At 69.5% G+C, this 25377-nt stretch carries 19 protein-coding genes; 7 read left to right on the top strand and 12 right to left on the bottom strand.

The features are described 5' to 3' along the window. Positions 1 to 17: 17 nt before the first annotated feature. Positions 18 to 332 (bottom strand): WXG100 family type VII secretion target, encoded by a 315-nt coding sequence (locus RU09_RS17815; RefSeq protein ID WP_042542236.1) that lies wholly within the window; start codon positions 330 to 332, stop codon positions 18 to 20. Between the two features lie 288 nt (positions 333 to 620). Here RU09_RS17815 and eccD point away from each other — a divergent pair, with 288 nt between their 5' ends. The 7 genes from eccD to RU09_RS17780 all read left to right on the top strand — a co-directional run bounded on the left by eccD (position 621) and on the right by RU09_RS17780 (position 7056). Beyond that, positions 621 to 1952 carry a type VII secretion integral membrane protein EccD gene (eccD, locus tag RU09_RS17810; RefSeq protein ID WP_042542235.1) on the top strand — a complete coding sequence of 444 codons (1332 nt, stop codon included), beginning with the start codon at positions 621 to 623 and terminating at the stop codon, positions 1950 to 1952. 3 nt (positions 1953 to 1955) lie between these two features. Continuing rightward, positions 1956 to 3308 (top strand): type VII secretion protein EccB, encoded by a 1353-nt coding sequence (gene eccB / locus RU09_RS17805; RefSeq protein ID WP_042542234.1) that lies wholly within the window; start codon positions 1956 to 1958, stop codon positions 3306 to 3308. Then, the gene (locus RU09_RS17800) at positions 3308 to 4651 is read left to right on the top strand and encodes a S8 family serine peptidase (RefSeq protein WP_052493031.1); all 1344 of its coding nucleotides are present in this window, start codon (positions 3308 to 3310) and stop codon (positions 4649 to 4651) included. The genes eccB and RU09_RS17800 overlap by 1 nt, the downstream gene beginning before the upstream one ends. A gap of 92 nt (positions 4652 to 4743) precedes the next feature. Next, the gene (locus tag RU09_RS17795) at positions 4744 to 5469 is read left to right on the top strand and encodes a hypothetical protein (protein WP_042542233.1); all 726 of its coding nucleotides are present in this window, start codon (positions 4744 to 4746) and stop codon (positions 5467 to 5469) included. A gap of 4 nt (positions 5470 to 5473) precedes the next feature. Continuing rightward, positions 5474 to 5797: a hypothetical protein gene (locus RU09_RS17790; RefSeq protein ID WP_042542232.1), complete on the top strand. Its 324-nt coding sequence runs from the start codon at positions 5474 to 5476 to the stop codon at positions 5795 to 5797. 49 nt (positions 5798 to 5846) lie between these two features. Beyond that, the gene (locus tag RU09_RS17785) at positions 5847 to 6560 is read left to right on the top strand and encodes a hypothetical protein (RefSeq protein WP_042542231.1); all 714 of its coding nucleotides are present in this window, start codon (positions 5847 to 5849) and stop codon (positions 6558 to 6560) included. 28 nt (positions 6561 to 6588) lie between these two features. Beyond that, positions 6589 to 7056, top strand: a complete 468-nt coding sequence (locus RU09_RS17780; RefSeq protein ID WP_042542230.1) for a hypothetical protein — start codon at positions 6589 to 6591, stop codon at positions 7054 to 7056. A gap of 26 nt (positions 7057 to 7082) precedes the next feature. Here RU09_RS17780 and RU09_RS18640 read toward each other — a convergent pair whose 3' ends face one another. The 11 genes from RU09_RS18640 to RU09_RS17725 all read right to left on the bottom strand — a co-directional run. Next, positions 7083 to 7880: a hypothetical protein gene (locus RU09_RS18640; protein WP_042542229.1), complete on the bottom strand. Its 798-nt coding sequence runs from the start codon at positions 7878 to 7880 to the stop codon at positions 7083 to 7085. Beyond that, complete coding sequence (locus RU09_RS17770) at positions 7877 to 8707, bottom strand: PP2C family protein-serine/threonine phosphatase (RefSeq protein WP_042542228.1); 831 nt, start codon at positions 8705 to 8707, stop codon at positions 7877 to 7879. The genes RU09_RS18640 and RU09_RS17770 overlap by 4 nt, the downstream gene beginning before the upstream one ends. Then, positions 8704 to 10542, bottom strand: coding sequence for a DUF5684 domain-containing protein (locus tag RU09_RS17765; protein WP_042542227.1), 1839 nt, complete (start codon positions 10540 to 10542; stop codon positions 8704 to 8706). The genes RU09_RS17770 and RU09_RS17765 overlap by 4 nt, the downstream gene beginning before the upstream one ends. Then, entirely contained in the window at positions 10539 to 13091 is a 2553-nt protein-coding gene (locus RU09_RS17760) for a transglutaminase domain-containing protein (protein ID WP_042542226.1), read from the bottom strand. The genes RU09_RS17765 and RU09_RS17760 overlap by 4 nt, the downstream gene beginning before the upstream one ends. Beyond that, entirely contained in the window at positions 13088 to 14458 is a 1371-nt protein-coding gene (locus tag RU09_RS17755) for a DUF58 domain-containing protein (RefSeq protein ID WP_042542225.1), read from the bottom strand. Before RU09_RS17755 ends, RU09_RS17760 begins: the two co-directional genes overlap by 4 nt. Next, complete coding sequence (locus RU09_RS17750) at positions 14455 to 15420, bottom strand: AAA family ATPase (protein ID WP_042542259.1); 966 nt, start codon at positions 15418 to 15420, stop codon at positions 14455 to 14457. Before RU09_RS17750 ends, RU09_RS17755 begins: the two co-directional genes overlap by 4 nt. A gap of 99 nt (positions 15421 to 15519) precedes the next feature. Beyond that, the gene (locus RU09_RS17745) at positions 15520 to 21510 is read right to left on the bottom strand and encodes an Ig-like domain-containing protein (protein ID WP_052493030.1); all 5991 of its coding nucleotides are present in this window, start codon (positions 21508 to 21510) and stop codon (positions 15520 to 15522) included. Continuing rightward, positions 21510 to 22640: a serine/threonine-protein kinase gene (locus RU09_RS17740; protein ID WP_228385641.1), complete on the bottom strand. Its 1131-nt coding sequence runs from the start codon at positions 22638 to 22640 to the stop codon at positions 21510 to 21512. The genes RU09_RS17745 and RU09_RS17740 overlap by 1 nt, the downstream gene beginning before the upstream one ends. Before the next feature lie 133 nt (positions 22641 to 22773). Next, entirely contained in the window at positions 22774 to 23340 is a 567-nt protein-coding gene (locus tag RU09_RS17735; protein WP_042542223.1) for a DNA-3-methyladenine glycosylase I, read from the bottom strand. A gap of 64 nt (positions 23341 to 23404) precedes the next feature. Continuing rightward, positions 23405 to 24094 carry a GntR family transcriptional regulator gene (locus RU09_RS18155; protein WP_052493029.1) on the bottom strand — a complete coding sequence of 230 codons (690 nt, stop codon included), beginning with the start codon at positions 24092 to 24094 and terminating at the stop codon, positions 23405 to 23407. 369 nt (positions 24095 to 24463) lie between these two features. Then, a partial coding sequence (locus RU09_RS17725) for an HNH endonuclease signature motif containing protein (protein WP_042542222.1) occupies positions 24464 to 25377 on the bottom strand: 914 nt, incomplete at its 5' end.

The raw sequence follows: 25377 nt of genomic DNA, 5'->3' as shown, positions 1-25377 counted from the left end.
ATCTCTGTGGTCGTCGCTCAGGAACCCATCATCGAGCCGAGGCCCGAGATGGTCTGCTGGTGAGCTTCTTCGGTTGCGGCCTGGTCGCGCTCGGTGCCTGCGAGGGCATCCTCGAGCGTCACGAGGACCTCGTTCAGCTGACGAGCCTGCTCGTCCCAGCGGGACATCAGCGTCGTGAACGATGCGGCAGCCGCACCCGTCCAGAAGCCGCGCAGCTGCTCGATCTCGCTGCGGACCTTCTTGGTCTGCTGGTCGATCCCGGACTTGGTCTCCCGCACCGCCTGGGCTCCGCGGCGCAGAGCCCCTTCTTCTGCGGAGATGACATCAGCCATAACTCACTCCCTCCGGTCCTCACGGACACACGTGCGGGGGAGCGCATCCCTGTGTTGGGACGACTTCGAAACAACCCCCCACGATTCGTTTCAGGAGCCAGGCTAGATCACATCGGCGGGATGCGCCATAACACCAGCTGTATCCGCACAGCATTCGTGCGTTCGATGGAGAAATCGTCCCGCCTCGCGACTACGCGTTGCCGCACGCCTCAACTAGGGTGAAAGGCGGAATGCGCAGCCACGGGTCTCCTCCCGCTCGGTTGCACACCATGGAGGGGGCATCGTTCCATGACTCAGAGCGCAACGGCAGGCACCGTGCTGCGGCTTTCCGTCGTCAGCGACGACCGCCGGCTTGATGTCGGCGTGCCATCGCAGATCCCGCTCGTCGAGATCATCCCCGGCTTCGCTCGGAGTCTCGGCGTGCTCGACCCGACGCTCACCCATGGCGGCTACTCGCTGCAGCGAGCCGACGGCACACCCCTCGACCCCGCACGCGGAGCCGCAGCGCAGGGCGTGCACGACGGGGAGCTGCTGACGCTCGTGCGGGGCGGCCTGATGCAGGAGCCGCGTGTGTACGACGACGTCGTCGAAGCGGTGATCGACGCCACGGCCGAGCAGCACGGCTCCTGGACGCCGGCAGACAGTTCGCGCACCGCCCTCTTCGTCAGCCTCACCTTCCTCGCCCTCTGCGCGCTCCTGCTCGTCGCGACCCCGCCCACCTCCCTTCTGCCCGCGATCATCGCGGCGTCGGGGGCGGTCGTCCTCAGCGTCGCGGCCGCCGTGCTCATGCGCCTCCGTCAGCCCGAAGCCGGGCACGCGCTCGGACTCACCGCCGCGGCCTACGGCGGACTCGCGGGCTACCTCGCCGTTCCGGTGCAGAGCATCTGGGGCTGGCCGCTCGCCGCGATGGGACTGGGCCTCGTCATCGTCGGCGGCCTCGGCCTCGCCGTGACCCAGGAGAAGCCCGAGATCCATCTCGTGCCCATCGCACTCGGCGCCTCGATCGGCATCACCGCGACCACGGCCGCGATCTTCGGCGACGCACTCGCGCCCTACGCGATCATGCTCGCGACCACCGCACTGCTCGCGAACGGCATCCCGTGGCTCGCGCTCAGCTCCACGCGCATCCGGGTCATCTCGCCGCAGAGCGACGCCGACATGTTCGCGGCGCCGGAGCCGATCGACGCGGACGAGGTCAAGCGTCGCGCAGCGGCAGGGACGCGCACCCTGATCGCACTCCGTGCAGCTCTGGGCCTCGCGGCCCTGACGGCGACGCCGTTGGTCGCTGCGAGCGGCGTCTTCGGCGCCCTGCTGTGCGTGCTCGCGTTCGTCGGGATGATGTTCCAGTCTCGGCAGATCTACGCCCGCCTCGGCGTGCTCGTGCTGATGGCGATCGGCGCGATCGGGCTCGCCGTCACCGGTGTCACGGTGGCACTGGCCCTGCCCGACGTCCGCACCTGGATGCTCCTCATCCTCGTCGTCGCCACCGTGATCCTGGTCGGGCTCACGCTGCTGACGCCGAAGGCGCGTCTGCGGCTCACGAGGCTCGGCGACACGGTCGAGGTCATCGCCCTCGCGCTGCTGCTGCCGCTCGGCGTCACGACGGCCGGGCTCGTCTGACCCATGGCGACCAAGAAGGATCTGATCGAGGCCCAGGGCTTCAGCAGGCGACGACTGCTCTCGGCGTTCACCGGTGGAGCCCCCGGGGGCAAAGAGCTCGACCCCGCGAAGCCGCTGCGCGCGGTCGTCGCCGGAGTCGCGCTCACGATCGGCGTCATCCTCGTCGGGGTGTTCTGGGGGATCATGCAGCCTGGACTCCCGGGCGACTGGCAGAACAACCGTCTGATCGTCGCCACCGACACCGGGGCCCGCTACGTCTCGGTCGAGGGAACGCTGTACCCGGTGATCAACACGGCGAGCGCACGACTGCTGATCCCTGCCGGCGAGTTCAAGGTCGTGCGCACGGATCAGGCCGCACTCGACGGCATCCCGGTCGGCCCCTCGATCGGCATCCTCGGCGCACCGGACGACCTGCCGGCCCCGAGCGCCCTGATCAACTCGTCGTGGACGGCCTGCATCGACGACACCGCTGGTGCGTCTGTCTCGCTGTCGAGCACGCCGATCGCCGAGATCTCCACCGGGACCGGCGCCGTCGTCCAGCGCGGCGACGAGCTGTTCGTGATCGCCGACGGTCTCCGATACGCCGTTCCGTCGGACGACGCCAACGCCGTGCTCCGCGCCGTCGGACTCGGCACCGCCGACATCCTCGAGGTCGACGGGCGTTGGCTCAATCTCTTCGAGTCGGGCGAGGATCTCGAGCCGATCAGTCTCAACGCGATGGGAGCCTCGGTTCCCGGCACCGATCTGACGGCGGGGACGATCGTGCACACGCAGGGCAGCCCCGCGGAGGAGCGCTATGTGGCGCTCGCGACCGGCGAGATCGCTCGCCTCAGCCCGCTCGCCTACCAGCTCTACCTTCTCGGCAGCGGGCAGGAGGCCGGCGCCGAGCAGGAGGTGTCTCCCGCGGAGATCGCAGACGTGGAGACACGTCCGTTCATCGGCGGTGAGGACTGGCCGACTCTCCCGCTGACGACGCTCGCTGCGGGCGAGACACCGTGCGCGATGGTCACCGATGATGCTCGCACCGTGCTCGGAGCGACCACGACCGAGCTGCCGGAAGAGCGCTCCGGCGTCGACGTCTCGGTCGGCGGCGGCGCCCTCGTCGAAGTGAGCGGAGCGTCTGACGACGCGGCGGGCCTGGCCGTGCTCATCGACGAATCAGGCACCGCGTTCGCGATCCCCGGTGCCGCCGCGGAACAGAGCGCGGAGGACGCGGCGAGCGGCCCCATCGCTCAGCTCGGCTACTCCCCCGACGACGTCGGGCGTGTGTCCGACGCGTGGATCGAGTTCTTCGCCGCCGGCCCTGCACTGACCTCCGAAGCCGCCAGAGAGTCGCCCGGCTCAGGGACGAAGTGATGCGTCGACGCAGAACCGCCCTTCCCGCCCTCCTGGTGGGCGCGATCGCGCTCGGCGCCGTCTTGACGAGTGCGCCGGCATCGGCGGCCACGCTCGGCTCGACCGTGCCCGCAGCGACTGCCGGAGAGGCCTGCACCCCGGGCACCGTGGTGTTCACACCCGAGGCCCCACCGGCCCTCGCTCTGCTCGGCGCCGAAGACGCCAACCGCGTCGCCACAGGCAGAGGAGTCGTCGTCGCCGTCGTCGACTCGGGCATCGATGCGGGAAATCCGCATCTCGCCGGAGTCGTGATCGGCGGTGTGGATCTCGTCGGCGACGGCGAGCGCGCCGATGGTCTGAGTGACACCACCGGGCACGGCACCGCCATCGCCGGCCAGATCGCGGCACAGCCGGTCGACGGTTCCGGGGTCGTCGGGCTCGCGCCGGACGCCCGTCTGCTCTCGGTGCGGGTCTTCCGCAGCAACCAGCAGCAGGACAAGGACAAGGGCTTCGGACCGACGTCGCAGCGCATCGCGGACGGCATCCACTGGGCGGCCGACAACGGCGCCGACATCATCAACGTCTCGATCTCGCAGGAGACCGACTCCCCCGACCTCCGTGCGGCGGTGGAGCACGCGTCAGCCGTCGGAGCCCTGGTCGTGGCGAGCGGCGGCAACAGGGCATCGGACCCCGATGCGAAAGACGGCGCTCGCTACCCCGCAGGGTACGAGCAGGTGCTCGGAGTCAGCGCCGCCGACGCCAGCGGCCGCGCGAACGATGCATCGATCCATGGCCCGCAGGTCGGCGTGACGGCTCCCGGGATGAATGTGCTGAGCGCGGCGCTGGGCGGTGGAGACTGCATCTTCGCCGCCGACGCCCCCGCATCGAGTTTCGCGACCGGATACGCCAGCGCGGCCGCGGCTCTGGTGGCCGAGGCGCACCCCGAGGATCCACCGGCCGGATGGGCATACCGGCTCACCGCCACGGCCCTGCGAGACGACGCCGACAACCGTGACGACGTCAACGGATGGGGATTCATCCAGCCGTTCGCGGCCATCGAGCTGCTCCCGGACGAGACGACGCGAGGGCCGGTGAGCCCCTACTTCGACACCAGCGAGAGCGCGGCGCGCCCGCCTGCCGCCGCCGTGAATCCCGACCACGGCGCATCGCCGTTCCTGCTCACACGGGAGGCCGCACTCTTCACGACCATCGGCGGAGCGACCCTTCTCGGTGTGCTCGGCATCCTCATCGTGCTGCGCCGCCGCAGAGAGCAGCCTGCCGTGGATCCAGTGGAGATCGAACGCGAGGGCGGGCTGCTCAACGTGCCCGGGCCGGGCTCCGCCGATACGGGCAGATCTCTCTGAACCGAGCGACGCGCTCGAGGCCCTAGGGCGGGGGCAGTCGGATCATGTACGGTGGGACCGTCGGACGACGCTCACCCGGGGGGGGAAACTGCATGGCTCACGACAACGACGCGATCTACGAGCTGCACGATCAGCTCATGAAGAAGACAGTCCAGATGCGCGAGGCACTCGAGCAGACCGGCTCCGAGACCGCCGAGGATCCGACCGGACAGGTCTCCGTCCGGTTCGACGATCCGTCGATCGAGATCACGATCGGCACCTTCTGGCGCGCATCCATCCGCCCAGAAGAGTTGTCCGGCGTCATTCTCGAGACCGTGAACACGGTGCTCCTCGCTCGTCTTCACGCGTGGGGAGCCAGCTTCAGCAACGACGCTCCCGAGGTCGCGGCGCCGCCCGCGCCCTCGCCCGCCATCGCCGCGAACGAGATCAACGAGCTCGTGGAGTCTGCGGATGGCGACGTCTTCCACCGCAACGTCAATCGATTCATCGAGACATTCTCGAAGGAGTTGAACTCGACCCTGTCTCAGCTCAGCGAGCGCGCCGCTCAGGTGCACGGCGGCGAAGACAGCGGCGGCAACGCTCAGGTCGATCTCGACAGCAGGGGCACGATCGTGGGGCTCCGACTCGACGAGACCTGGCTGCGCACCGCCGACGGCCGAGACGTCACCGACGCGATCCGCTCCGCTCTCTCGAAGGCCCAGACCTCCGTCGCCGCGGCGACGCCGGCACTCCCCTTCGAGGGCACTCCGCTCGCGCAGTACGCCGAGGGAATGGCCGATCCGGTCGAGATGATCAGAATGCTGACAAGGGGAGGCTGAGACGATGCTCTCACCGGAAGAGATCAGGGTCGCATCCGAAGCTCTCAGCAGCGATGCGACGGTGTGGGATGGCGTCTCGGCGACGCTCTCGACAGCAGCATCCGCCACGGGATCGATGCGTTCCTCGGATGCGGCGTTCTGCTGGAAGGGTGACGAGCTCTACGCTCAGTACACCGAGATCGTCGACGCGGTATCGACATATCTTGCGGACGGATCGTCCGCAGCGGCTGACGGCGCTCAGGTCCTCCGCGAAGTACGCGACCTGTTCATCGCTCGCGAAGACGAGACGGTCAGCACGATCAACGGCGCATGGGACGTGCAGCTGTGAACCAAGTCCGAATGAACCTGCGGGTCGACCGCAACGTCTGGAGGCGTCAATGTCCATCCCTGTGAGTGGTTCGGGAACCCCCGATTGGGGTCAGCTGGTCGAAGACATCGAGCAGCGAATCGAAGAGGCACGGAACAACGTCAACAACCTTCTCTCGAACGTCTGGGATTGGCTGCAATGGGCGGCCGACCGCCTGTTGGACGCCTGGAACTGGCTCACCGAGCGTCTCGGCGAGTTCTGGGATGTCATCTCCGCCCCGTACGAGCGCCCCGGCTACCGTGAGCAGATCCGCGCCCTTGCCGGCACCTGGCGCTCGGACCTCGCCACGCCGCTCTCGAACGCGAAGGATCAGATCGATCCTTCCGCTCTGCAGACCGACGAGGAGTGGGGCGGAAAGGGCGCTGAGCGCTACGAGCAGACCACCGCCGCACAGCGGACGACTCTCTCGGACTTCGAATCCGCCATCGTGAACCCGGTGGCGGGCGGACTCGAGAAGCTGGCCGGCGGCCTCGACACCTTCACGACGCTGATGTGGACCACGCTGGGAACGTTGGTCGCCGGACTCATCTCCGGCATCGCTGCTCTCGCGACGCTGATCGCGGCACCCGCCGGGATCCTTGCGATGGTCGGCGCGCTCGCCGCGGCGCTGATCCAGATCGCCAGCGCCAACGTGCAGCTCGACAACGCCATCGACTCGGCCAAGAGCCAGATCGCGGGCGTCGCCGCGAAGGCGACCGGATGGCCCGACTTCGCAGCCAGCTGAGGCGAGCTGTTCCGCAGAGGAGAATCGCATGACGTCTTCCACGAGTTCTCCGCCTGACCGAGTTCGTCGTTCCGCGCGTCTGCGCGGTATCGTCGCGGCGATCCTGGTGGTCGTCAGTCTCATCGGCGTGCTGCTGACCCTCGACCTCTGGAAGGAGACAGCGGCGCCGGGGATGGTCTCACTCCCCAGCAACCTGCTGCTCAGCGCCGCGTTCCTCGTCGCCGCGGTTCGGGCCTTCGTTCTCGCTGCGAGAGGCGGGCACACAGAGATGAGCGCGGCGACGGACCGCCTGATCGCGCTGGTCGGGCTGGTGGTGGTCTTCGCGATGGTCTTCTCCGCCATCACCGCCGTGGGCTCCGACGGATGGGCCGTGCTTCTCGTCTATGCCGTGGTGCTCTCCGCTGCTCTCGAAACCCTCCTGATCCTCAATTGGAAGGCGCGCTCCCTCCAGGGCCCTCTGGCGGCCCAGCGGCCGGTGGGAGAGCCTCGGCGCTGAGCGATGCGCCCATCCGGGTGAGGGTGTCAGGCGAAGACGACGAAGCCCAGTGCCACCAGTCCGGCGACCGAGACGACACAGGCCGCTGCGAACGCGAAGAGGGTGGTCACGCTCCAGCGCAGTCCCTGCTTCGTGACCGAAGGCAGCTCCGGGTCCACCGCGCGGGTGGGCGCGGCGGCGCCGATCACCACGGGCGGCGCGGAAGGGCCCAGTGGCGCGGGACGCGGTCGGTAGATCGCCGGCTCCGGAGCGTCGGTCGGCGCCTCGAACGAGACGGCTGCGGCACTGGGATCGGTGACGGGCTCGGTGACGGGATCGGTGACGGGATCGGTGAGGGGGGCGGGATCGCCGACGGCGTCGCCCTGTTCGGGCCGTTCCGATCGCTTCCTGCGCACACGGCGCGGAGTCCGGGAGACGAGCACGGTCGGCTCATCGGGGAGCTCCTGATCCCGTTCCCCGTCGCGAGCACCGTCCGGCACATCCGACCTCGAATCGGACCTCGACGGGCTCCGGTCGACGACGACGGTCGCCTCCTCGAGAGGATCGACTGGTTCCCCGAGAGGATCCACTGGTTCCCCGAGGGCACCGGCTGGTTCGTCGACCGCGATCGGATGGCGGTCGACGACGACGGTCGCCTCATCGACATCGCCCGGCGCCTCAGAATCGTCGGCCGCGGTGGAATCGTGGGTCTCCGCTGCGCCGTCCGCGACAGCCGCCTCCGATTCGCTCGGCGCTGCTGGCGAACCGACGACCACCCCGCCCCGGCGCCGATCGCGACGGGTGAGCATGACGGTCTCGTCGACCTCGGACTCGTCGTCGGTCATCTGGCGCGGACCGGGATCGTCGTGCCCTCGAGGCTCGAGTCGGTGAGAGAGGCGGATGCGGCCTCGCGACCGGCCGTGCTGTCGTCCGGACGCGTGTTCGCTCCTCCCGAGACCACGTCGATCACGACGACCGACACGTTGTCGCGACCACCCGCTTTGAGCGCCCGGCTCACGAGAGCCGCAGCGGCCGACTCGGGTCTCCCGTTCATGGTCAGGGTGGCTCGGATCGCTTCGTCGCTCACCTCGCCGCTGAGGCCGTCTGAGCAGAGCAGCAGCCGCTCACCGTCGACCACCGGCAGCAGCCAGCTGTCGGCCGTGCTGTCCGGCGCCCCGATCGCCCTGGTGATGACGTTGCGCTGCGAGAACGACGAGAGATCCTCTGCGCGGAGCTCACCGGCATCCACCAACTCCTGCCCCAGCGAATGATCGATCGTCAGCTGGGTCAGCTCGTTGGCGTGGTGCCGGTAGACGCGAGAGTCGCCGACGTTGAAGACGAGCCAGTGCGGTGCGCCTTCGTGGTCGACGAGCGCGACACCCGTCACCGTGGTGCCCGCCCCGCGCTTGTGCTCGGCGGAGATGTCGTCGACGACGGCCGAGGCTCGGCTCAGCGCGTCGCCGATGTCGGCGACCTCGATCACCGACCCGCGAAGAGGCTCGAACGCATCGACCACCGCGGCGCTCGCTCGGTCGCCGGCCTCATGCCCGCCCATGCCGTCTGCGACGAGGAAGACCGGGGATGCCACGAGCAAGGAGTCCTCGTTCGCGGCGCGTTTGAGCCCCGTGTCGGTCAAGGACGCGACGTTCAGTACGACCGACGAGACCGTCACGAGTCGCGCTCCGCCATCACGTGCATTCCCACTTCGCCGAGGATGAACCGGCCGTTGCCGGTCACGCTCTCGCCCGGATCTAGCAGCGTCTCGGTGCCGTTCTCCTCGACCACGACGACGCCGTTCGTGGCGTGCAGATCGGTGAGGCGCCACTCGTCGTCGTGCACGACGAGGCGAGCGTGCGTCTTCGACAGCGTGCGGGTGGTGTCGGAGATCGCGAGCCGCTGCTCGCCCGGCTCGCCGATCGGGTTGCGTCCGATCACGACGCTCGCCCCCGACAACGAGAACTTGCGTCCGTCGTCGAGCACCAGCGAGCGACGCACACCGCGCCTGCGGGCGACGACGACCGTCGCGTCGAGGTCGTCGACGACGACGTCGTCCGTCGGGCGCGGGGTGACGACCGTCTTGTCGACATCCGCCGCGAGCCCACCCGACGGCATCCCCTGAGACTGTGGGGCAGGCACGGCAGGCGCATCAGGCGCATCAGCGGCGGGCGCGGGCGGTGCCTCTGCGACCGGGACGTCTGCGGCGGCAGGGACATCTGCGGCGGATGACGGGACCGGACGGATCGTCGGCATCTGCGGTTGTTCGGCCGAGTGCCCGCCGTCGCGGAACGACGGCGGCGCGGGTCGGACCGCGCGCTGCGGTTCTCCGACGGGCGGCGAAGAAGGCGCGTGCTCTCCCGACGTCCCGAACGGGGCCGCAAACGCGGATGCGGGTGCCGGAGACGCAGGCGCGGATGCGGGCGCCGGGGACGCAGGCGGCTGCACCGCGATGTCGCCAGGGGCGGGTGCCGGAGACGCAGGGGGCTGCGGCGTGCCCGCGGCCACGGGGTCGCCGCCCATTGCCGCCATGATCCCGGTCGTCGGGTGCGGATCGGCAGGAGTCGCAGGCGCAGGGGGCTGCGGTGCAGGTGCTGCCACAGGCGCAGGAGACTGCGGTGCCGGAGGCTGCTGCCCGTAGGCGGGAGCGGGAGGCTGCTGCCCGTAGGCAGGAGCGGGAGGCTGGGGCGGCGCGAACGACGCAGCGGGCGCACCGGCGGCCGGGGGCTGCCCGTTGACGGGAACGGGCGGTGCTCCGGGAACGGGAGGCGCTCCAGGAGCGGGCGCAGCCCCGGGAACAGGCGCGGCCCCGGGAACAGGCGCAGCCCCGGGAACCGGCGGGCGCCCGACCGGCGACTGCGGTCTCTGCGGCGGCGCTCCCCACGCAGAGGGAGCGACGGCGTCGGCATCCGAGGGTGCGCCGGGCGCGACGGCGCCGGCGTGCGCGTCAGACGGCGCGTTCGCACGGGTCGGCGCGGCGTAGTCGGGGAACACGAGCGCGGGGGCATCCGGCTGACTCGGAGTGTGCGGAGCCAGCGACGGGATCGTGTACCCCGACGCATCCCTGGCAGGCGCGGCAGCGGGCTGCGCGGTGCGGCGAGGACCAGGCTGCAGCGCGGCCAGTCGTTCGCCCTCGGGGTGCGGCGGGGTGCCCCAGGCGAGGATGGTCGCCCAGACCGGAGGCAGCAGGATGGCGAGCACCGTCATGCCGGCACCCCTGCCGAACCTCCGATTGATGCGGTGCGTCGCGACGACCTTGAGGTAGATGCCGTACAGCTGCACGATCGGGATGAAGTAGAAGACCACCGACCACGCAGGAACTCCGCCTCGCGCCAGGATCTCGGCCTCGTTGAGGACGGGCACCCAGCCCTTCCACCCCTCTCCGTCGATGCGCGGGAACAGACGCGACAGCGCCAAGGCGTACCAGACGTAGACGGCGAGGCCGACGAGCACGCCGACACCTCCCACGATGGCGAGCATCGTCACGTAGCCGCTATCCACGGGTGCGATCATGAGTTCCCCTTCTTCCGGTCGCCGAACGACCCGGTGAATCCGAGCGTAGCGAGAGCGGGCCTGGCTCCGGCGTAACCTCCACCGCTCGCAGCCCGCATGCGTCCGATGAACGACGTCGGCCGCACACGCCTGACGATGCGGTGCCACCACTTGCCGGATGCTGCCAGCTCAGCCCGCTCGGCATCCACGATCGCCCAGGCGGCGCTCGCATCGTCGTTCGTCGGAGGATGCTCGGCGAAGACCGCGCGATCGACGAGCACCGCCAGGCGGTCAGCGGCCTCGCGGTCGGTCGACAGCGCGCGCTGGGTTCGGGTGCCCTCGGCGTCCATCGCCACGTCGTGATCGGCGTACACGTCGACCAGCTCCTCCCAGGCTCCGGCCAGCCGCACCTCGGGGTCTTCCGCCGTGCGGCGGGTTCGGGCGCGCTGCCTCTTGGCGAACAACAGCACCAGGAACGGCAGAGCGAGCAGCGCGAGAGCTAGCAGGCTGAGTCCCACGGCCTTGAGGATCGGCAGCAGGAAGGCGAGCACCTCCGACTGCGGAGCCTCGAGCGGGGGTGCGTCGTTGTTCGAATCGCTCTGCGCCTGAGGCGGGTCGAGCGCCTCGGACCGCGGCTGCTCGGGCACGGTCGGGTGCTCCGGCAGCTGCTCGCCCTCGGTGATGGAGCTCGGCAGCATCGCGTACTGCGGCGTGGTGTCGACCGGCATCCACTCTCCACCGGACCCCCTGACCTCGACCCAGGCGCTCATGTTGGCGCCCGTGCAGGTCTCGGTGCAGGCCGGAATGCCCGGAACCTCTTCTGCCGCCGCGAGCCGTGCCCCGATCACGACTCGGGACTCGAGACCCCAGTGCTCGGCGAGCAGCGCAGCCGCCACCGAGAACTGCTCGTCGTCGCCGACGGCGGACACCAGCAGCTCGGGTGCGGCGTCAGACCCCGCCCTTCGCTCCTGCTCGACCATGTCGGTGAACAGCTCCTCGATGCGGGCGGCAGAGTGCCCCGCATAGCTCGGCGCGAACGCGTATCCCTCGGACTCCTCGAGCGAGGCGATCCACCCCGTCGCGGCGTCGTCGTCGATGAGCGCATGGCTGAGGTAGCCACGCGCTCGCAGACGATCGATGATCTCGAGGTATCCGGCTCCCGTGCGAGGCTGCTCCTGCATCTCGGCCCACTCGGTGAGCGCGGGATACAGGTCTGTGTCGAGGTGAGAGGCGGAGCCCTGAAGCGCGGCGACCTCGCCGGGGGCACCGGGAGCGTCCACGAGCACGGTGTAGCGGTCACCGGGGACGAGCCCTTCTCCGCCGCCCGGCGCCTCTGCCACGGTGATCGCGGTGTCGCCGCCGGAGTTCACATGGAAGCCGTCGGCGAGCGCATCCGCCCGCGCGCCGGTGAAGTCGGGCGCCTCGGCGAGACCCGCGGGCGACGGCACCCAGATGCCGCGGTACGCGTCGCCGATCGTGATCTCGAGCGACATGCGACCGGCGCCCGGCATCGCCGTGCGGGGCAATCTGCTGAACCGGTCCTCGGGGGCGATGTGGAAGTCCTCGCCGTCGTACGAGTCGAGGGTGACGAGCCGGAGGCGCTCGATCGCGCCGGGGTCGCCCTCCATCTTCACGACAGTGTCGTCGAGAGTGCTGCCGGCGAACCACGAGCGGTAGGCGCTGAGCGGGCTCGCCTGCTGCTGCACGACGACCATGGGCTCGACCTCGTCGCGCAGAACCGAGCGATCGCTCCACCCGGCCGCTGCGGGTGCGACCGCGAACCCGGCGACCAGGGCGACCACGGCGAGCCCCGCCGACAGCAGATGACGCCGGATGGTCAGCCACACAGGCGTCGCCCGACGCGAGATGTTCGCCGCGGCGACGGTGCGCAGCGCCTGCGCACGCTGCAGCCGCGAGCGACCGACCAGCCAGACGAGAGAGGTCACGAAGAGCGCGACGCCGATCAGCCATTCCCGCGGCGCCGGAAGCGCCACGCCCAGCACAGAGACGGGAGCCGTCGTGCCGCTCACCCCGAAGGCGATGCCGAAGACGCTCATCGCGGTCACGACGGGAACCGCGATCGTGGCGCGACGACCGCCCTCGAGCACGAGGAGGGTCGCGATGAACGTGCCGAACAGCATCACGACGAGGAACGGGATCAGCACCGCCTGATACTCGCCGAGCGGCGGGTTCAGCGTCAGCATCTGCTTCCACCCGAGTGCGATCCCGAGCACGGCATCCCGGAGTCCGCCGAGGAAAGCAGGGATCGACGAGAGTGCCGAGGGGATCGCGAGCGGAACCGCGACGACCAGATAGGTGCCGGCCGCCGCGAGAGAACCGATCAGCATGCCCCACCGGAGCACCCGCGTCAGCACGGCGACGGCCATGCCGAGCAGTCCGCCGATCAGGCCGACCGCCAGAGCGCGCGGGGCCTCGTAGACCGGCCACGCGGCCGCCGTCGCGAGGCCGACGCCGACCAGCACGTATCCGAGAGCCCAGACAGTCAGGGCCGAGAGCGCGAACGAACGTCGCGACCCTGCGACGCCGCGCCGGGGGCCTGCCGCGCTCATCGCAGCGCTCCCCGAGCCAGCATCTGCGGAAGATCGCCCAGCGCGCCCAGGGTCATCACCGCGAGCTCGCGTGCCGTGCGCATCGTGGGCTGCTCGCCCAGCTCGCTGCGCACCGCGACAGCCTCGACCGCCGCCGGCAGCTTGACCGCGGCATGACGCAGTCGCTCGAGCGGCATGCGCGAGCCCGTCATCAGGAACCCGATCGACAGGTCGGGGTAGGACTGCGCGGTGAGTGCGGCGACCGCCTCGAGGCGCATCACGCGGTCGGCAGGGTCGATGGTCGACGTCGCGTCGAGCAGCGCCTTGGGCGTGACAGTGGGAAGTGTGCGGATCGACAGCACCTCGGCACGGCTGTGCTCGGGGATCTCGTTGCTCACCGAGAAGAGCACATCGCGGCCGTCGCGCACGCCCTGAAGCGCCAGGGATGCGGCAGCGCTGACCGTGTTCTCGAACTCGTCGTCGCTCTCGTACGACTCGGTGTCGAGGTCGAGGATGATCGCGATGCGGGCATGACGCGACTCCTCGTACTGGCGCACCATGAGCTTTCCGGTCTTCGCGGTCGACTTCCAGTGCACGTGCCGCTGCGAGTCACCCACCACGTATTCGCGCACCGCGTGGAACGACAGGTCGGCATCGACCAGCGTCGAGCTCGGCGTTCCCTCGAGATCGCGGATCAGACCCGCGCTCGTGCTGGGCAGAGGAACCGTGACAGGGTGCACATGGATGCGCTGGACGTCGGGCCACCGCAGCTCGCGTCGGAGGATGCCGATCGGGTCGCCTCGGGTGATGGTCATGGGTCCGACGTCGATGACACCGCGGCGGTGCGCGGCGATCGTGAGCTGCTCGCGGTGGTGGGCGGCGGGGCGCAGCAGTGGAACGTGTGCTTCGACCAGCCCCTCCCCCACGGGGACGTCGACGATACCCGGCAGCGAGAGGCGCTCGCTGTTGTTGCGCACATCGAGCGTCGCGCCGATCTCCGCCCCCGCGACCACGCGATCGCGGTCGAGCGTCAGCTCGATGCGATAGTCGTGGGTCCCCAGGATGAAGGGGACGCACGCGATCAGCAGCACGAGCGCGATCGCAGCCACCGCCCATGCCTCGACCCACCCGAAGAGCAGTCCGGCGGCGATGCAGAGCACGAGCGCCACGACGACCAGCATCCCGGCCGACGTGACCGTCTCGCGCACCCACGCGACAGCCGTGCGGGCCGCGCGACGCGTCGTGCGAGCGGCACGACGGACACCGAAGACGGCGCCGCGGACGGGCCCTCGTCGTGTGCGGTCGTATCGCGTGACCGTCGACGTACGCGTCGACGTGCTGGTGCCCGCCGTGGTGCGCGTCAGACGGGACTCGGTGCTGAAGCTCACGCAGTGCCGTTCTCGCGCGGCGGCTCGACGTCGAGCAGGATCTGCCCCACCACGGCGACCGCGGTGACGCCGTCGAATTCGGCCTCCGGTTCGAGCACGAGGCGGTGGGCGAGTGCCACGACCGCGAGCTCTCGGACGTCGTCGGGGGTGGCGAACGTGCGGCCGTTCTTCGCCGCCCACGTCATCACGAGGCGCGAGAGCGCGATCGCACCTCGCACGCTGGCGCCGAGGCGCACCTCGGAGGCGCGACGCGTCGCATCGACGATGCGCATGATGTAGTCGGACACCAGCGGATTCACATACACGCCGCGCGTCATCTCGGCCATCGTGAGGATGGTGTCGGTGCCGACGATGCCGTCGAGCACATGCTTCGGCTGTGCGGCGCCCTGGAGGATGCGCATGGTCGCGGCCTCGTCGGGGTAGCCGATCGACGTCTTGATCATGAAGCGGTCGAGCTGCGCCTCAGGCAGGCGGTAGGTGCCGCCCTGCTCGATCGGGTTCTGCGTCGCCATGACGAGGAAGGGCGAAGGAACAGGACGCGTGACACCGTCGACCGTGACCGTGCCCTCTTCCATGACCTCCAGCAGCGCCGACTGCGTCTTCGGGCTCGCCCGGTTGATCTCGTCCGCGAGCACGATGTTCGCGAAGACGGGGCCGGCGTGGAACTCGAACGCCCCTTCCTTCTGGTCGTAGACGGTGATGCCTGTCACATCGCCCGGAAGCAGGTCGGGGGTGAACTGGATGCGCGTGCTCGTGCCCGTGACGGTCTGGGCGATGGCTCGGGCGAGAGCGGTCTTGCCGGTGCCGGGGAAGTCCTCGAGCAGCACATGCCCGCCGCTGACGGCCGCGGCGAGCGCCAGCTCGATGACATGCCGCTTGCCGAGGATCGCCTGTTCGACGTTGGCGGCGAGGATCGAGAACGTCTCCGCGAACCAGGAGGCCTGTTCGGGAGCGATGGTCACGGGAGCGACGGAGGGAGCAGGCATAGGGCAACCGTATTCGTCTCGGGCACCTGCGCGGTGCAGGGCGGTGGGGTGTAGGGAGTCGTCATCTGAGCGCGCTCATCCCTCGGGGTCGGCCGGTTCGGCAGGGCCTGACGGGACGGGGGCAGGCGGGTCGACCGGATCCGGCTGCGTGCACAGCGGCGCGCGGTGCGTGATCGGCTTGAGCGGAGCGTAGGCCCCCGTCCAGGTGATCCTCGCGTCGATCACGGAGGTCCCGTCGACGATGTTCGGGGTGAGGATGGTCGAGTACGAACCGCGCGCAGCGCGGCTGACGACGAACAGGTCACCAGGGTTCGCCGGTACGCACTCCTGGAACTGCACGACCACCACCGTAGGCACGGTCCTCGCGGTGATCTCGATCGGATCGGAGCAGTAGGTGGTCAGCACCGAGTGGCAGGAGCGCGCGACGACCGGCAGCGGCGAAGCATCGGGGCTCAGCTCGAAGTTCTCGAACCACGATCCGTACAGGTTGTACCGCGCGATGAAGCCGTCTCGCGCACCGATCTCGGGCGGCGACTCCAGGCCATAGGAATAGCGGTTGCCCTCGACCGAGGGCTGGGTCGCGACCGTGTAGTTGGTCTTGCCCTTCGGACCCTCGACGAAAGTGAAGGTGAAGACCTGCGTGGTGTTCGACTCGGACACGCCGAACCCGTTCGAGGCACAGGCCTTGACGTTATAAGTGGAGTATTCGGCGAGTCCGGTAAACGCGGGAGAGGACGACTGCGCCTCCGCGCCCGAGATCCGCAGCCGCCCGTTTCCGTCGGCGCTGCAGCTCGCATCGCCCGAGCGCCACGCAAGGTAGACGACGTCGATTCCGAGGGCGCTGCCGTTGGGCTGCGCAGCGACGCCGGAGACATCGATCGACGTGTTGGAGGTCGCTTTCGCCTGCGTGCCCGCGGGGTCGAAGTAGACGGTTCCCGCGGCCGTGACCGACGTGTGGAAGGCGCCGCCCTCATTGCCGCCGTCGCCCGTCGGCGGCTGGAACTGGCTGATCGGCACGATCGTGATGTTCTGCGGGCCGGGAGACAGCGCGATCTCGGCCGAGGTCGTCGCGCCGGTGCGGTTGATGACCTGGCCGGTCTCCTCGATGCGGAAGGACAGCGAGTCGTCTGACGCGGCGATCGCGAGTTCGACGATGCCGCGTCCGCGTTCGGTGCCGTCGGGGCGGTAGACGGGCATGGCGGTCGCGTTCGACACCTCGGGGGCGGCATACGCCCAGCTGGTGTGCGGTGACGTGGCCGCTGAGGTTCCGACCGCGTTGACGGCCGCCGCGGTGAAGACATGCGGCGCTCCGTTGACGAGCCCGTTCACCGTGCAGCGGTAGACGCCTCCCGCCGGGCTGCATGACGCGTTCGCCGGGGAGCCGTCCTGCAGGATCGTCACACCGGTGACGCCGGGGTGCGCGCGCCCCGCTTCGCCGAGCGGCACGTCCAGCACCACGGTCGAGCGTGTGAATCCGACGGTCGTCACGCTGGCGGGCGCTTGCGGGAAGCCCTGCAGATCGAGGGTGAGGGTTCCGGTGCCGGTGCGTCCCTGCGCATCCGACACGATGAACGGGATGATGCACTGGCCCCCGGGCGCCTGCCCTCCGCCGGGCCAGGTCGCAGTGATGGACGTGCTCCCCGAGGTCGAGACCGATGCGACATCGCACCGTGAGCCCCCGCCGAGCGACATCAGTCGGAGCCCCGATCCGGGCTTGCCCGCGAACGGATCGTACTCCCCCGCGACGTCGACGACATCGATCGTGCAGCTCGGGTTCGTGACGATGCACTGCGTCGTGAAGGTCGCGCCCCGCGGCGCATCGGGCGGCGCCGCGCCGACGACCAGGCGGACGGATGCCGACGGCTCACCGTACTGCGGCACGGTGACGCTCACGTTCTCGGTGTTGCCCGGTCTGGCGTCCGCTCGCGCTTCGATGGTCAGTTGAGAACCGGTGCGCGTGACGATGAAGGCCGATCCCGAATACACGATCCGGTACTCGAGCGATCCGGCGTCCCCCTCGCGGCCGCCCTCCCAGGCGGCCATGTTCGAGTACATGTCGACCGTCTCGGTGGTTCCGGGAGCGATCGTGTGCGAGATCGACGACAGCAGCAGCTGTGGCTCCGCAGGGCGGATGCTGATCGGCACATCGATGAACGACCAGCGCTCCTGCCCCTGCAGCCGCACCTGAACGAGGCAGGTGTCCGACCAGGGCGCTTCCCGGCCGGCTCGGTAGGTCACCTCGCCCGAGCCCTCGGCTGAGCACGACGCCGCCGCGCGCTGGGCGCTGAACTGGCCGGAGCCCACCTCGACGGCATCCGAGGCGATCAGATCGACATAGTCGGCCGCATCGAACGAGACAGACGCGTCCTCGTCGACCACGACGGGGGTCGTGCCGGGCTTCAGCTGCACCTGCATGTCGTCGAAGGCGGGAATGCGCAGGAACCCGTAGGCGACCACGTCTCTGCCTCCCGACCCCTTGCCCTTGAGCTGGAACGGCACCAGCGCGCCGTCTTCCGGCGCCGCGCCCACGATGCGGTCGCCCTGCACCGTGAATCCGGGCTGGTCACCCCACAGACTCAGCGTGAGCGAGGAGGCATCGCCTGACGGCCAGCTCACACGGTCGGTCACGACGTCGATGCCCCGCTCCGGGAGGTCTTCCCGGTCGCGCGCGGTGAGCACGGTGTCGGCGACGCTCGGCTGATCGGCGACCGCGCCGTCGGTCACGGTGACCACGATGAGCCCCTGCGACGTGCTCGACGTGCGCGAGGACTTGACGGTGTAGAAGTAGGAGTTCGTGCCTGCCGTGTCTCCCGCACGGAGAACGACGCGGCCGTCTTCGAGAGAGGTGTCCGAGTCGATCAGCGCATTCAGGCGGTCGTACAGCGGGTTGCCCTTGACCGGAGGCGCGTTGGGCACGAGTTCGGTGATCTCGAGCTCGCTCTGCGCCGGGTCGAGGTCGTTGAGACGCGGGTCCAGCACGATCGGAGTGGTCGATCCTGCCTCGACCCGCACGTAGTCGCTGAAGGTCACGGGAGCCGCGTCGTCGATGTCGGCGTCGAGCACGCCGACGCGGACCACGCCTGTCCCCTGCTCGCCCTGAGGGTCGCGCACCGTGTAGCGGAACGTCACCTGACCGCCGTCGACGCCGGCCGCCGGTGCCCGGTAGACGATCGCGTCTCCGTCGGCCGAGATCGTCGCCGTGCCATAGCCCTTCTGGGGCTGGTCGATGCCCGCGAGGGCCACGCGGTCGCCGTCGCTGTCCATGCCGGTCGCAGGCACCGGCAGCGACACCGTCTGACCGCTGAGGACCCGACCCGTCAGTGTCGAGGGTGTCGGCGCGCGGTTCGTGCCCGGAGGAACGACCGTGACCGTCACGACGCCGTTGTCGGAGAGAGCAGGATTGCGCTCGAGCGACACCGAGTACGTGAGGCGGTAGGTGCCCGGCGTCGTGGGTGCGAGGTATCGCAGCGCGTTGCGATCGGCGAAGACGAGCTCTCCGGACTCACCTGAGCCGGTCACCTCGGGGAGCACGACCAGGGGTTCACCGCGCGGGGCCACGTCGTTCGCCGCGACGTTGATGCGCGTGAGTGAACCGGCACGGACGGTGATCGCATCGGGGAACACGATCGGCCGGGTGACGGTCGACGGCGGAGTGAGGAAGACCGTGACCGTTCCCTGCACCGCGGCTCCGGTTCCGTCGGCGACGGTCACGGTGGCCTTGCCGATCACCCCGGGCTCGCCGTCCTCCGTGGTGCCGTTGACGCGGATGCTCTCGTTGCCGACCACACGCACGCCGAGCTGAGGCGTCGAGCTCACGGCATCCGCCAGCATGAGCACTCGCCCACTGGTGTTCTGCACGGCACGGAGCACATCGACGGTCGTGTCCTCGCCTTCGCGCACGAACGCGGTCAGAGGTGCCATCGCGAGGCCTGCGGATCCGTCGACGGCCGTGATGCGGATGACCGCCGACTGCTCCGCCTGGGTCGAGACGTCCTGGGCGGTGTAGGTCACGACGTACTGACCGGGTTCGGCCACCGTCATCTCGACGGTGCCCGACGCCGCGTTGGGGTTGACCTCGAGGCCCTGAGCGGTCGCGGCGGTCTGCACGGCGTCGACCAGACGGTACGAGCCGGATCCTCCGGACAGGTGGTCGGAGATGCGGACCGACTGCAGCTCTCCGACTCGGGCGGTCAGCGCCACGGGCGAGGCGACCAGGGCCGGGCTGCCGGTGACCTGGACATCGAGGGTCTTCTCGGCCGTCGCACCGTGCACATCCTCGACGACGACGGTGACCGAGATCACCGCATCGGCGGCGTTGGGGTCGGTGTGGCGGATGGCCACCCGTCCGTCTGCCATGGGCACGACCATGACGGGCGACGAGGAGTCGGTCTCGTAGGCATCGCTGAGCACGAACGGGTCGCCCTCGGGGTCGACCCAGCCCGACAGCGCCGAGACGACGGTGCTGCCACCGGGAAGAAGCTGCGGTGTCGGCCACTCCTGCTGGCACGCGTCGACCCCGCACCACACGGGCGCGGAGTTGGCGTCCTCGTCGACGACGGTCAGCGTCACTGTCGCCGGCGACGATATGGCGGCACCGTCGGTGACCGCATAGGTGAAGCTGGCCTGCCCCGATCCCGCCGTGACATTGACGACGAGCGACTGCCCATTGGCGACGAGAGTCAGGTCGCCGAACGCGGGATCGCCGAGTCCGCCCGACACCGAGTCGGGGTCGATCGACAGCACGTCCTTCTTGTTCGGATCGTGGTCGTTGAGCAGCACCGGCAGGATCACCTGTTCACCCGCGCGCACGCCGAACGCGTCGTCGACGGCGACGGGCGGCATCTGCTCGGCCACGTCCTCGACGATGATCGTGCCCTCCTGCTGCTCGGTATCGTCTTCGATCGCCCACTGCTCGAGCGGGATGAGGACGCCGTCGGGGGCCGTCCAGATGAGTCCGGTGCCGATCTCGCTCAGCACCGCGCGATCACCGTTCTCCTGGAACACCGGTTCGATCGTCGACGAGTCGAGGGCCCCGTCCGGAACACGCAGCGGCACGCTCTCGCCGTCCGCCCACAGGGTTCCCGCACCGGTGTCGAGCCAGGCCGCGTAGGTCTCGCCTGCCACGACGACAGGAGTGGCCGGGACGCCCGACGCCTCCGCGACGCGCTCGGGCTCACCCGAGGCGAGGTCGACCGACACGAGGCCGTCGGAGTCGGCGATCACCACGACCTCGCCGGAGTCGGCGCCCTCCTGCAGGCGCGCATCCTCGGCGACATCGAGCTCGAGCGGCTCGTCGCGCCCCTGGAGCCACAGCTCGCCGGTGCCCGTCTGGAGCATCGCCCAGCGGTCTCCCACGACCGTGAGGGTCAGACCCTCGGCGGCATCCGGAGCTGCGGAGACGGACTCGGGATCGCCGAGGAAGCTGTGCTCGTCGATGTCGAACCGCCGGATCGCGCCCTCGTCCGAGGAATAGAGCACCAGCAGTCCTTCGGGCGACAGTCCGATCGCATCCGCCGTGTATGTCGGGGGATCTTCGCCCTCTTCGACCTCGACGCCCGCGAACGGGTCGACGAGAGCGGTGGCCGCGCCGGCGTCAAGCGTGGTCACCGACACCTGACCGGTGTCGGTGCGATAGGCCACGTGGGCCCCGGCGGAGAGGATCTCCCGCGTGCCCGCCGGCGTCGGCTCGGAAGCGATCGGCGTGCCCTCCTCCGACGAGTCGGAGAGCAGATCGGCGGGGCTTGCAGGGTCTACGTCCCAGCGCTGCCGGTTGCCCTGCGCATAGACCACGGCCGCGGAGCCGTTCTGCCAGACCGCCTCCGGGTCGTCGACGTTGCGCACCGTGTCGATCTCGGCGAGCTCGGTGTTGACGCGTGCGTACTGACCGCTGTCGCGCATGACCCAGACCGACGACTCGAGCCGGGGCACCTCCTGCGACTGGTAGCCCTGCGCGGTGATGGCGAGGGTGAGCACCACCGCCAGAGCGGCGATGCCGGAGATCGCCGTGATCAGGCGTCCCCGTGATCGGGGGTTCGCCTCCGCACGCGCGCGATCGCCGATCGCCATCACAGAACCCCGGTGAGGTGGAGGGCGCCGAGGCCGACTGCGGCGAGCACCGCGGCTCCGATCAGCGCGCCGATGACACCGGCGACGAGTGGGGAGCGGGTCTTCGCACGCGCTGCGGGCAGGTCGTCGCGGTCGCGCGGCATCGCCTGCTGCCGTGCGGCACGCTCGGCACGTCGCGAGTCGGGTGCGACCGTCGTGATCACCGGGCCACGGGCCGTGGCGTCCGAGAAGCTGACGGGAGCCGCGGCGGCCCACTCGGCGGATGCCGCCTCGAACGCCGTCGGGTGCAGTCCGAGCTCGTACTGCGCCCAGCGGAGTCGTTCGGCGAAGTCGGCCATGCTCGCGAACCTCTTGGCGGGATCACGGTGCATCGCGGTCGCGAAGATCTCGTCGATGATCGGAGGGATGCCGTCGACGGGCACCGCCGTGTAACGCGCCTTGATGATCCGATCGGTGAGCTGATCGCGTGAATTGGAGCCGCGGTCCGCTCTCTCGAACGGGCTCCTTCCGGCGAGCAGCGTGTACAGGGTGGCACCGAGGCTCCAGATCTCGCTCGGCACCGACCCGGAGACGCGCTCCTGCAGCACTTCGGGCGAGCTCCACGGCACCGACATCGCGATCGTCTCTCCGTCGCCCTCGTCGATCACGGCTGCGGCGATGCCGAAGTCGGCGAGCACGGGAGCCCCGAGGGAGTTGATCAGCACGTTCGACGGCTTGATGTCGCGATGCAGGAGCCCCGCCCTGTGCACCGTCTCGAGCGCACCCGCGATACGCACCCCGGTGTCGAGCACGTCGGCGAGCGCCAGTGGCGCCTTCTTGTAGCGAGCGCTCATGGTGTCGGGGCAGTACTCCATGGCGAAGTACGGACGGCCGTCGGCAGAGATCGACGCCTGATAGATCGTCACGATCGAGGGGTGTGCGCTGAGCCTCGCGGAGATGTCGGCCTCGACGTTGAAGGTGCGCAGCACCTCGCGGTTCACCGCATCCGCCAGCAGCACCTTCACAGCGGCGACGCGACGCGGCATGTCCTGTTCATACAGGAAGACGTCGGCGAACCCACCGGAACCCAGCGGGCGCACATAGCTGTACCCCGCCAGCGTCGGCGGTGTCGATGCCATGCGCGTGGCCACCCATGCTCCTCACGGTCGGATGGGAGACCGCGCTCTGCATTCGCCCTGCGCGCTGCGCTGGACGATCCCCCCGATCAACGAGTATATCGAGGGCATGGATGATCTCGAAGGCGGTCTGGGCCGATGCTGCTGGTCAGGCGCGCCAGCATCCCACCACATGGTCGTCGACCATGCCGGCCGACTGCATCAGGGCGTACATGGTGGTCGGCCCGACGAACCTGAAGCCTCGACGGCGCAGCTCTTTGCTCATCGCCGTCGACTCCGGCGTCACCGCCGGAACATCTGCGAAGGACGCGGGGCGGATGCCGGGCGCCGGCGCGAACGACCACATCAGCTCATCGAGCTCGCCCTCTGCCATCGAGCGGACGATACGCGCGTTGCCGATCGTGGCCTCGATCTTCGCCCGGTTGCGGATGATCCCCGCATCCGCCATGAGGCGCTCCACGTCGGACTCATCGAACTCGGCGACCAGCTCAGGGACGAATCCGGCGAAGACCTCGCGGAAGCGGGGGCGCTTGCGGAGGATGGTGATCCACGAGAGCCCCGCCTGGAAACCCTCGAGCGCCATCTTCTCGAACAGCGCCCGATCCCCATGCAGGGGCGTGCCCCACTCTTCGTCGTGATACCGGCGGTATTCCGGGTCGTCGCCAACCCAGCCGCATCGCTCGCGTCGGTCGGGGCCGGCGATCAGTGACGTCATGTGTCCACGCTAGCCGTCGCCACGGACACCCGGGACGGATCGCTGCGCCGGCGCTCGCATGCCCTCAGAAGAAGATGTCCGGGGTCTGGGGTTGCGGCTGAGCGGCGGTTCGCGCGGTTCCGGATCCGAGCGCGTCGATGAAGGATGCCGAGAACGCGTCGAGTGCTTCAAGGGCCGCGACGGGCTCCTGTCGCTCGATGGCGTCGAGGGCGCCCGAAAGGAGGTCGCGGCGCGAAGTGCGATCCGCGTCGAGGTCCACGCCGTGACGACTCGCGGTCTGCGAGTCCACGAACAGCCGGAGGGGGTCGATGTGATCGCGGACGATCCTCGTGCCGAGGCGGCCGAGTTCCCGCGAGATGAGGTGTTCGGCGAGTTCGAGGTATCCGAGCAGTTCACAGGCGCCTTCGGCGAACCGAGGAGCCTGTTCGCGCATCGGCACGGGCGGGCCGCTGCACGTCTTCTCGACGATCAGGCGACCGACGACGTGAGCGCGCTCGACCATGTCGACGGACGACCATTCTGCGACGCGGGTCCCTGCGCTCGGCGACACCTGCACGAATCGCATGTCGACCAGTCTCTGCAGAGCCTCGCGCACCGGGGTGCGCGACACAGCCCAGGCATGGGCGAGCAGGTCGAGACGCAGCCGCTGCCCGGGAGGAAGACGGCCGCTCACGATCTCGGCGAGCAGTCGCTCGTAGGCGAGACCGCTGAGAAGCTGCGGCCTCAGCTGTTCCTCGAGGGAGCCCGTGGGCATGGTCTTGCCTTTCTCATGGTGCCGAACACCGGTGGGGGGGATCGTGCCGGATGCGCTGTGACAGTCACCAGCCAACCCGCCGGGCTCGGCTCTAGGACACCTTGTGACGTCAGATACGAATGTGGAGAGCCGACAACCAGTGGTCGCTGTGCGGCGATCAGTGCTCGGTGTTCGGTGTTCGGTGTTCGGTGTTCGGTGCTCGGTGCTCGGTATTGGGTGCCACGCAGTGGTGACAGCCACGTGATGATGAGTGTCACGCGAGGGAGGGTGTCACGCGAGGGAGGGTGTCACGTGACGGCGCGCGTCAACCGATGGGTTCCGGGCTCGTGTTCTACCGCTTCTACTCGAAGTTCATCGAGCGAAACGCGCTCAGATGCGAAGTGAGGTGCGGCGCACTCGAGCGGGTGACGGCAGGCTGAGTCGTGGGGTGCGCCACTGCTGGGCGGGATCCCACCATGCCGGTCCGCGCACTTGCGGGAGGCCGTCGTTCATCCGGATCTCCCACCCTGAGGTGCCGAGGGAGCGGTGGTGCCACCAGCACAACGGCACACCGTTATCCGTGTGCGTCGGGCCGCCCCTGGCGTGTTCGGTGACGTGGTGGATCTCACACCATGAGGCGGGGACGTGGCATCCGGGGATCAGGCACTCCTTGTCGCGGGCGATGATCGCCCGACGCTGGTGCACGGTGAAGATCCGATCCGTGGTCGTGATCCCGATGATCCGCCCCTCGTCCATGAGGACGCGCTGAATCGCTCCGCTGCATGCGACCTGCGCGGCCACAGAGACGGGAACATGGGCACCGGAGCCGGGGATCGTCGCCCACCCACCATTGCCGCTCGCCCCGGCCGCAGCGCCGGCACCTCCGAAGGCAGCGCCTCCGAAGGCAGCACCGGTGGCATGAGTGGCGTGGGTGGCGAGGTCGTTCGCGTCGACGGTGACGACGACGACCGGTGATGCGCCGCCGAGGGTGGGCATGTCCTTGTGCCGGGCCGCGATGCCGAGCGCTGCGGTCAGGGCGTCGTGGCGCTTCTGCGCCGCGGTGCGGTCATCGAGCACAGAGCGCGGGTCGGAGTTGAACGGATCGGTCTCCTCCGGATCGCGCCCCCTCTCGGCGTCAGCGTCGACGCCAGAACCGGCACCAGCACCAGCAGCGGCACCAGTCGAAGAGTCGGTGTCCGAAGAATCGGTGTCGGCACCGGGGGCCCCGCTCGGCGCGAAGAACACCCCGGGCATCGGCGGCCCGTCGCCCTTCGGGTTGAGGATCGCGTCCAAGATGAGCTGCA

It is taken from the genome of Microbacterium sp. MEJ108Y (genome assembly GCF_000834175.1).
Classification (GTDB): Bacteria; Actinomycetota; Actinomycetes; order Actinomycetales; family Microbacteriaceae; genus Microbacterium; species Microbacterium forte.
This window is presented reverse-complemented; position numbering and strand designations above follow the sequence as displayed.

What these genes read in the sequence shown, in the direction of transcription:
- RU09_RS17815 (WP_042542236.1), bottom strand. Translation starts at nt 332, where the DNA reads ATGGCTGATGTCATCTCCGCAGAAGAAGGGGCTCTGCGCCGCGGAGCC.
- eccD (WP_042542235.1), top strand. Translation starts at nt 621, where the DNA reads ATGACTCAGAGCGCAACGGCAGGCACCGTGCTGCGGCTTTCCGTCGTC.
- eccB (WP_042542234.1), top strand. Translation starts at nt 1,956, where the DNA reads ATGGCGACCAAGAAGGATCTGATCGAGGCCCAGGGCTTCAGCAGGCGA.
- RU09_RS17800 (WP_052493031.1), top strand. Translation starts at nt 3,308, where the DNA reads ATGCGTCGACGCAGAACCGCCCTTCCCGCCCTCCTGGTGGGCGCGATC.
- RU09_RS17795 (WP_042542233.1), top strand. Translation starts at nt 4,744, where the DNA reads ATGGCTCACGACAACGACGCGATCTACGAGCTGCACGATCAGCTCATG.
- RU09_RS17790 (WP_042542232.1), top strand. Translation starts at nt 5,474, where the DNA reads ATGCTCTCACCGGAAGAGATCAGGGTCGCATCCGAAGCTCTCAGCAGC.
- RU09_RS17785 (WP_042542231.1), top strand. Translation starts at nt 5,847, where the DNA reads ATGTCCATCCCTGTGAGTGGTTCGGGAACCCCCGATTGGGGTCAGCTG.
- RU09_RS17780 (WP_042542230.1), top strand. Translation starts at nt 6,589, where the DNA reads ATGACGTCTTCCACGAGTTCTCCGCCTGACCGAGTTCGTCGTTCCGCG.
- RU09_RS18640 (WP_042542229.1), bottom strand. Translation starts at nt 7,880, where the DNA reads ATGACCGACGACGAGTCCGAGGTCGACGAGACCGTCATGCTCACCCGT.
- RU09_RS17765 (WP_042542227.1), bottom strand. Translation starts at nt 10,542, where the DNA reads ATGATCGCACCCGTGGATAGCGGCTACGTGACGATGCTCGCCATCGTG.
- RU09_RS17760 (WP_042542226.1), bottom strand. Translation starts at nt 13,091, where the DNA reads ATGAGCGCGGCAGGCCCCCGGCGCGGCGTCGCAGGGTCGCGACGTTCG.
- RU09_RS17745 (WP_052493030.1), bottom strand. Translation starts at nt 21,510, where the DNA reads ATGGCGATCGGCGATCGCGCGCGTGCGGAGGCGAACCCCCGATCACGG.
- RU09_RS17735 (WP_042542223.1), bottom strand. Translation starts at nt 23,340, where the DNA reads ATGACGTCACTGATCGCCGGCCCCGACCGACGCGAGCGATGCGGCTGG.
- RU09_RS18155 (WP_052493029.1), bottom strand. Translation starts at nt 24,094, where the DNA reads ATGCCCACGGGCTCCCTCGAGGAACAGCTGAGGCCGCAGCTTCTCAGC.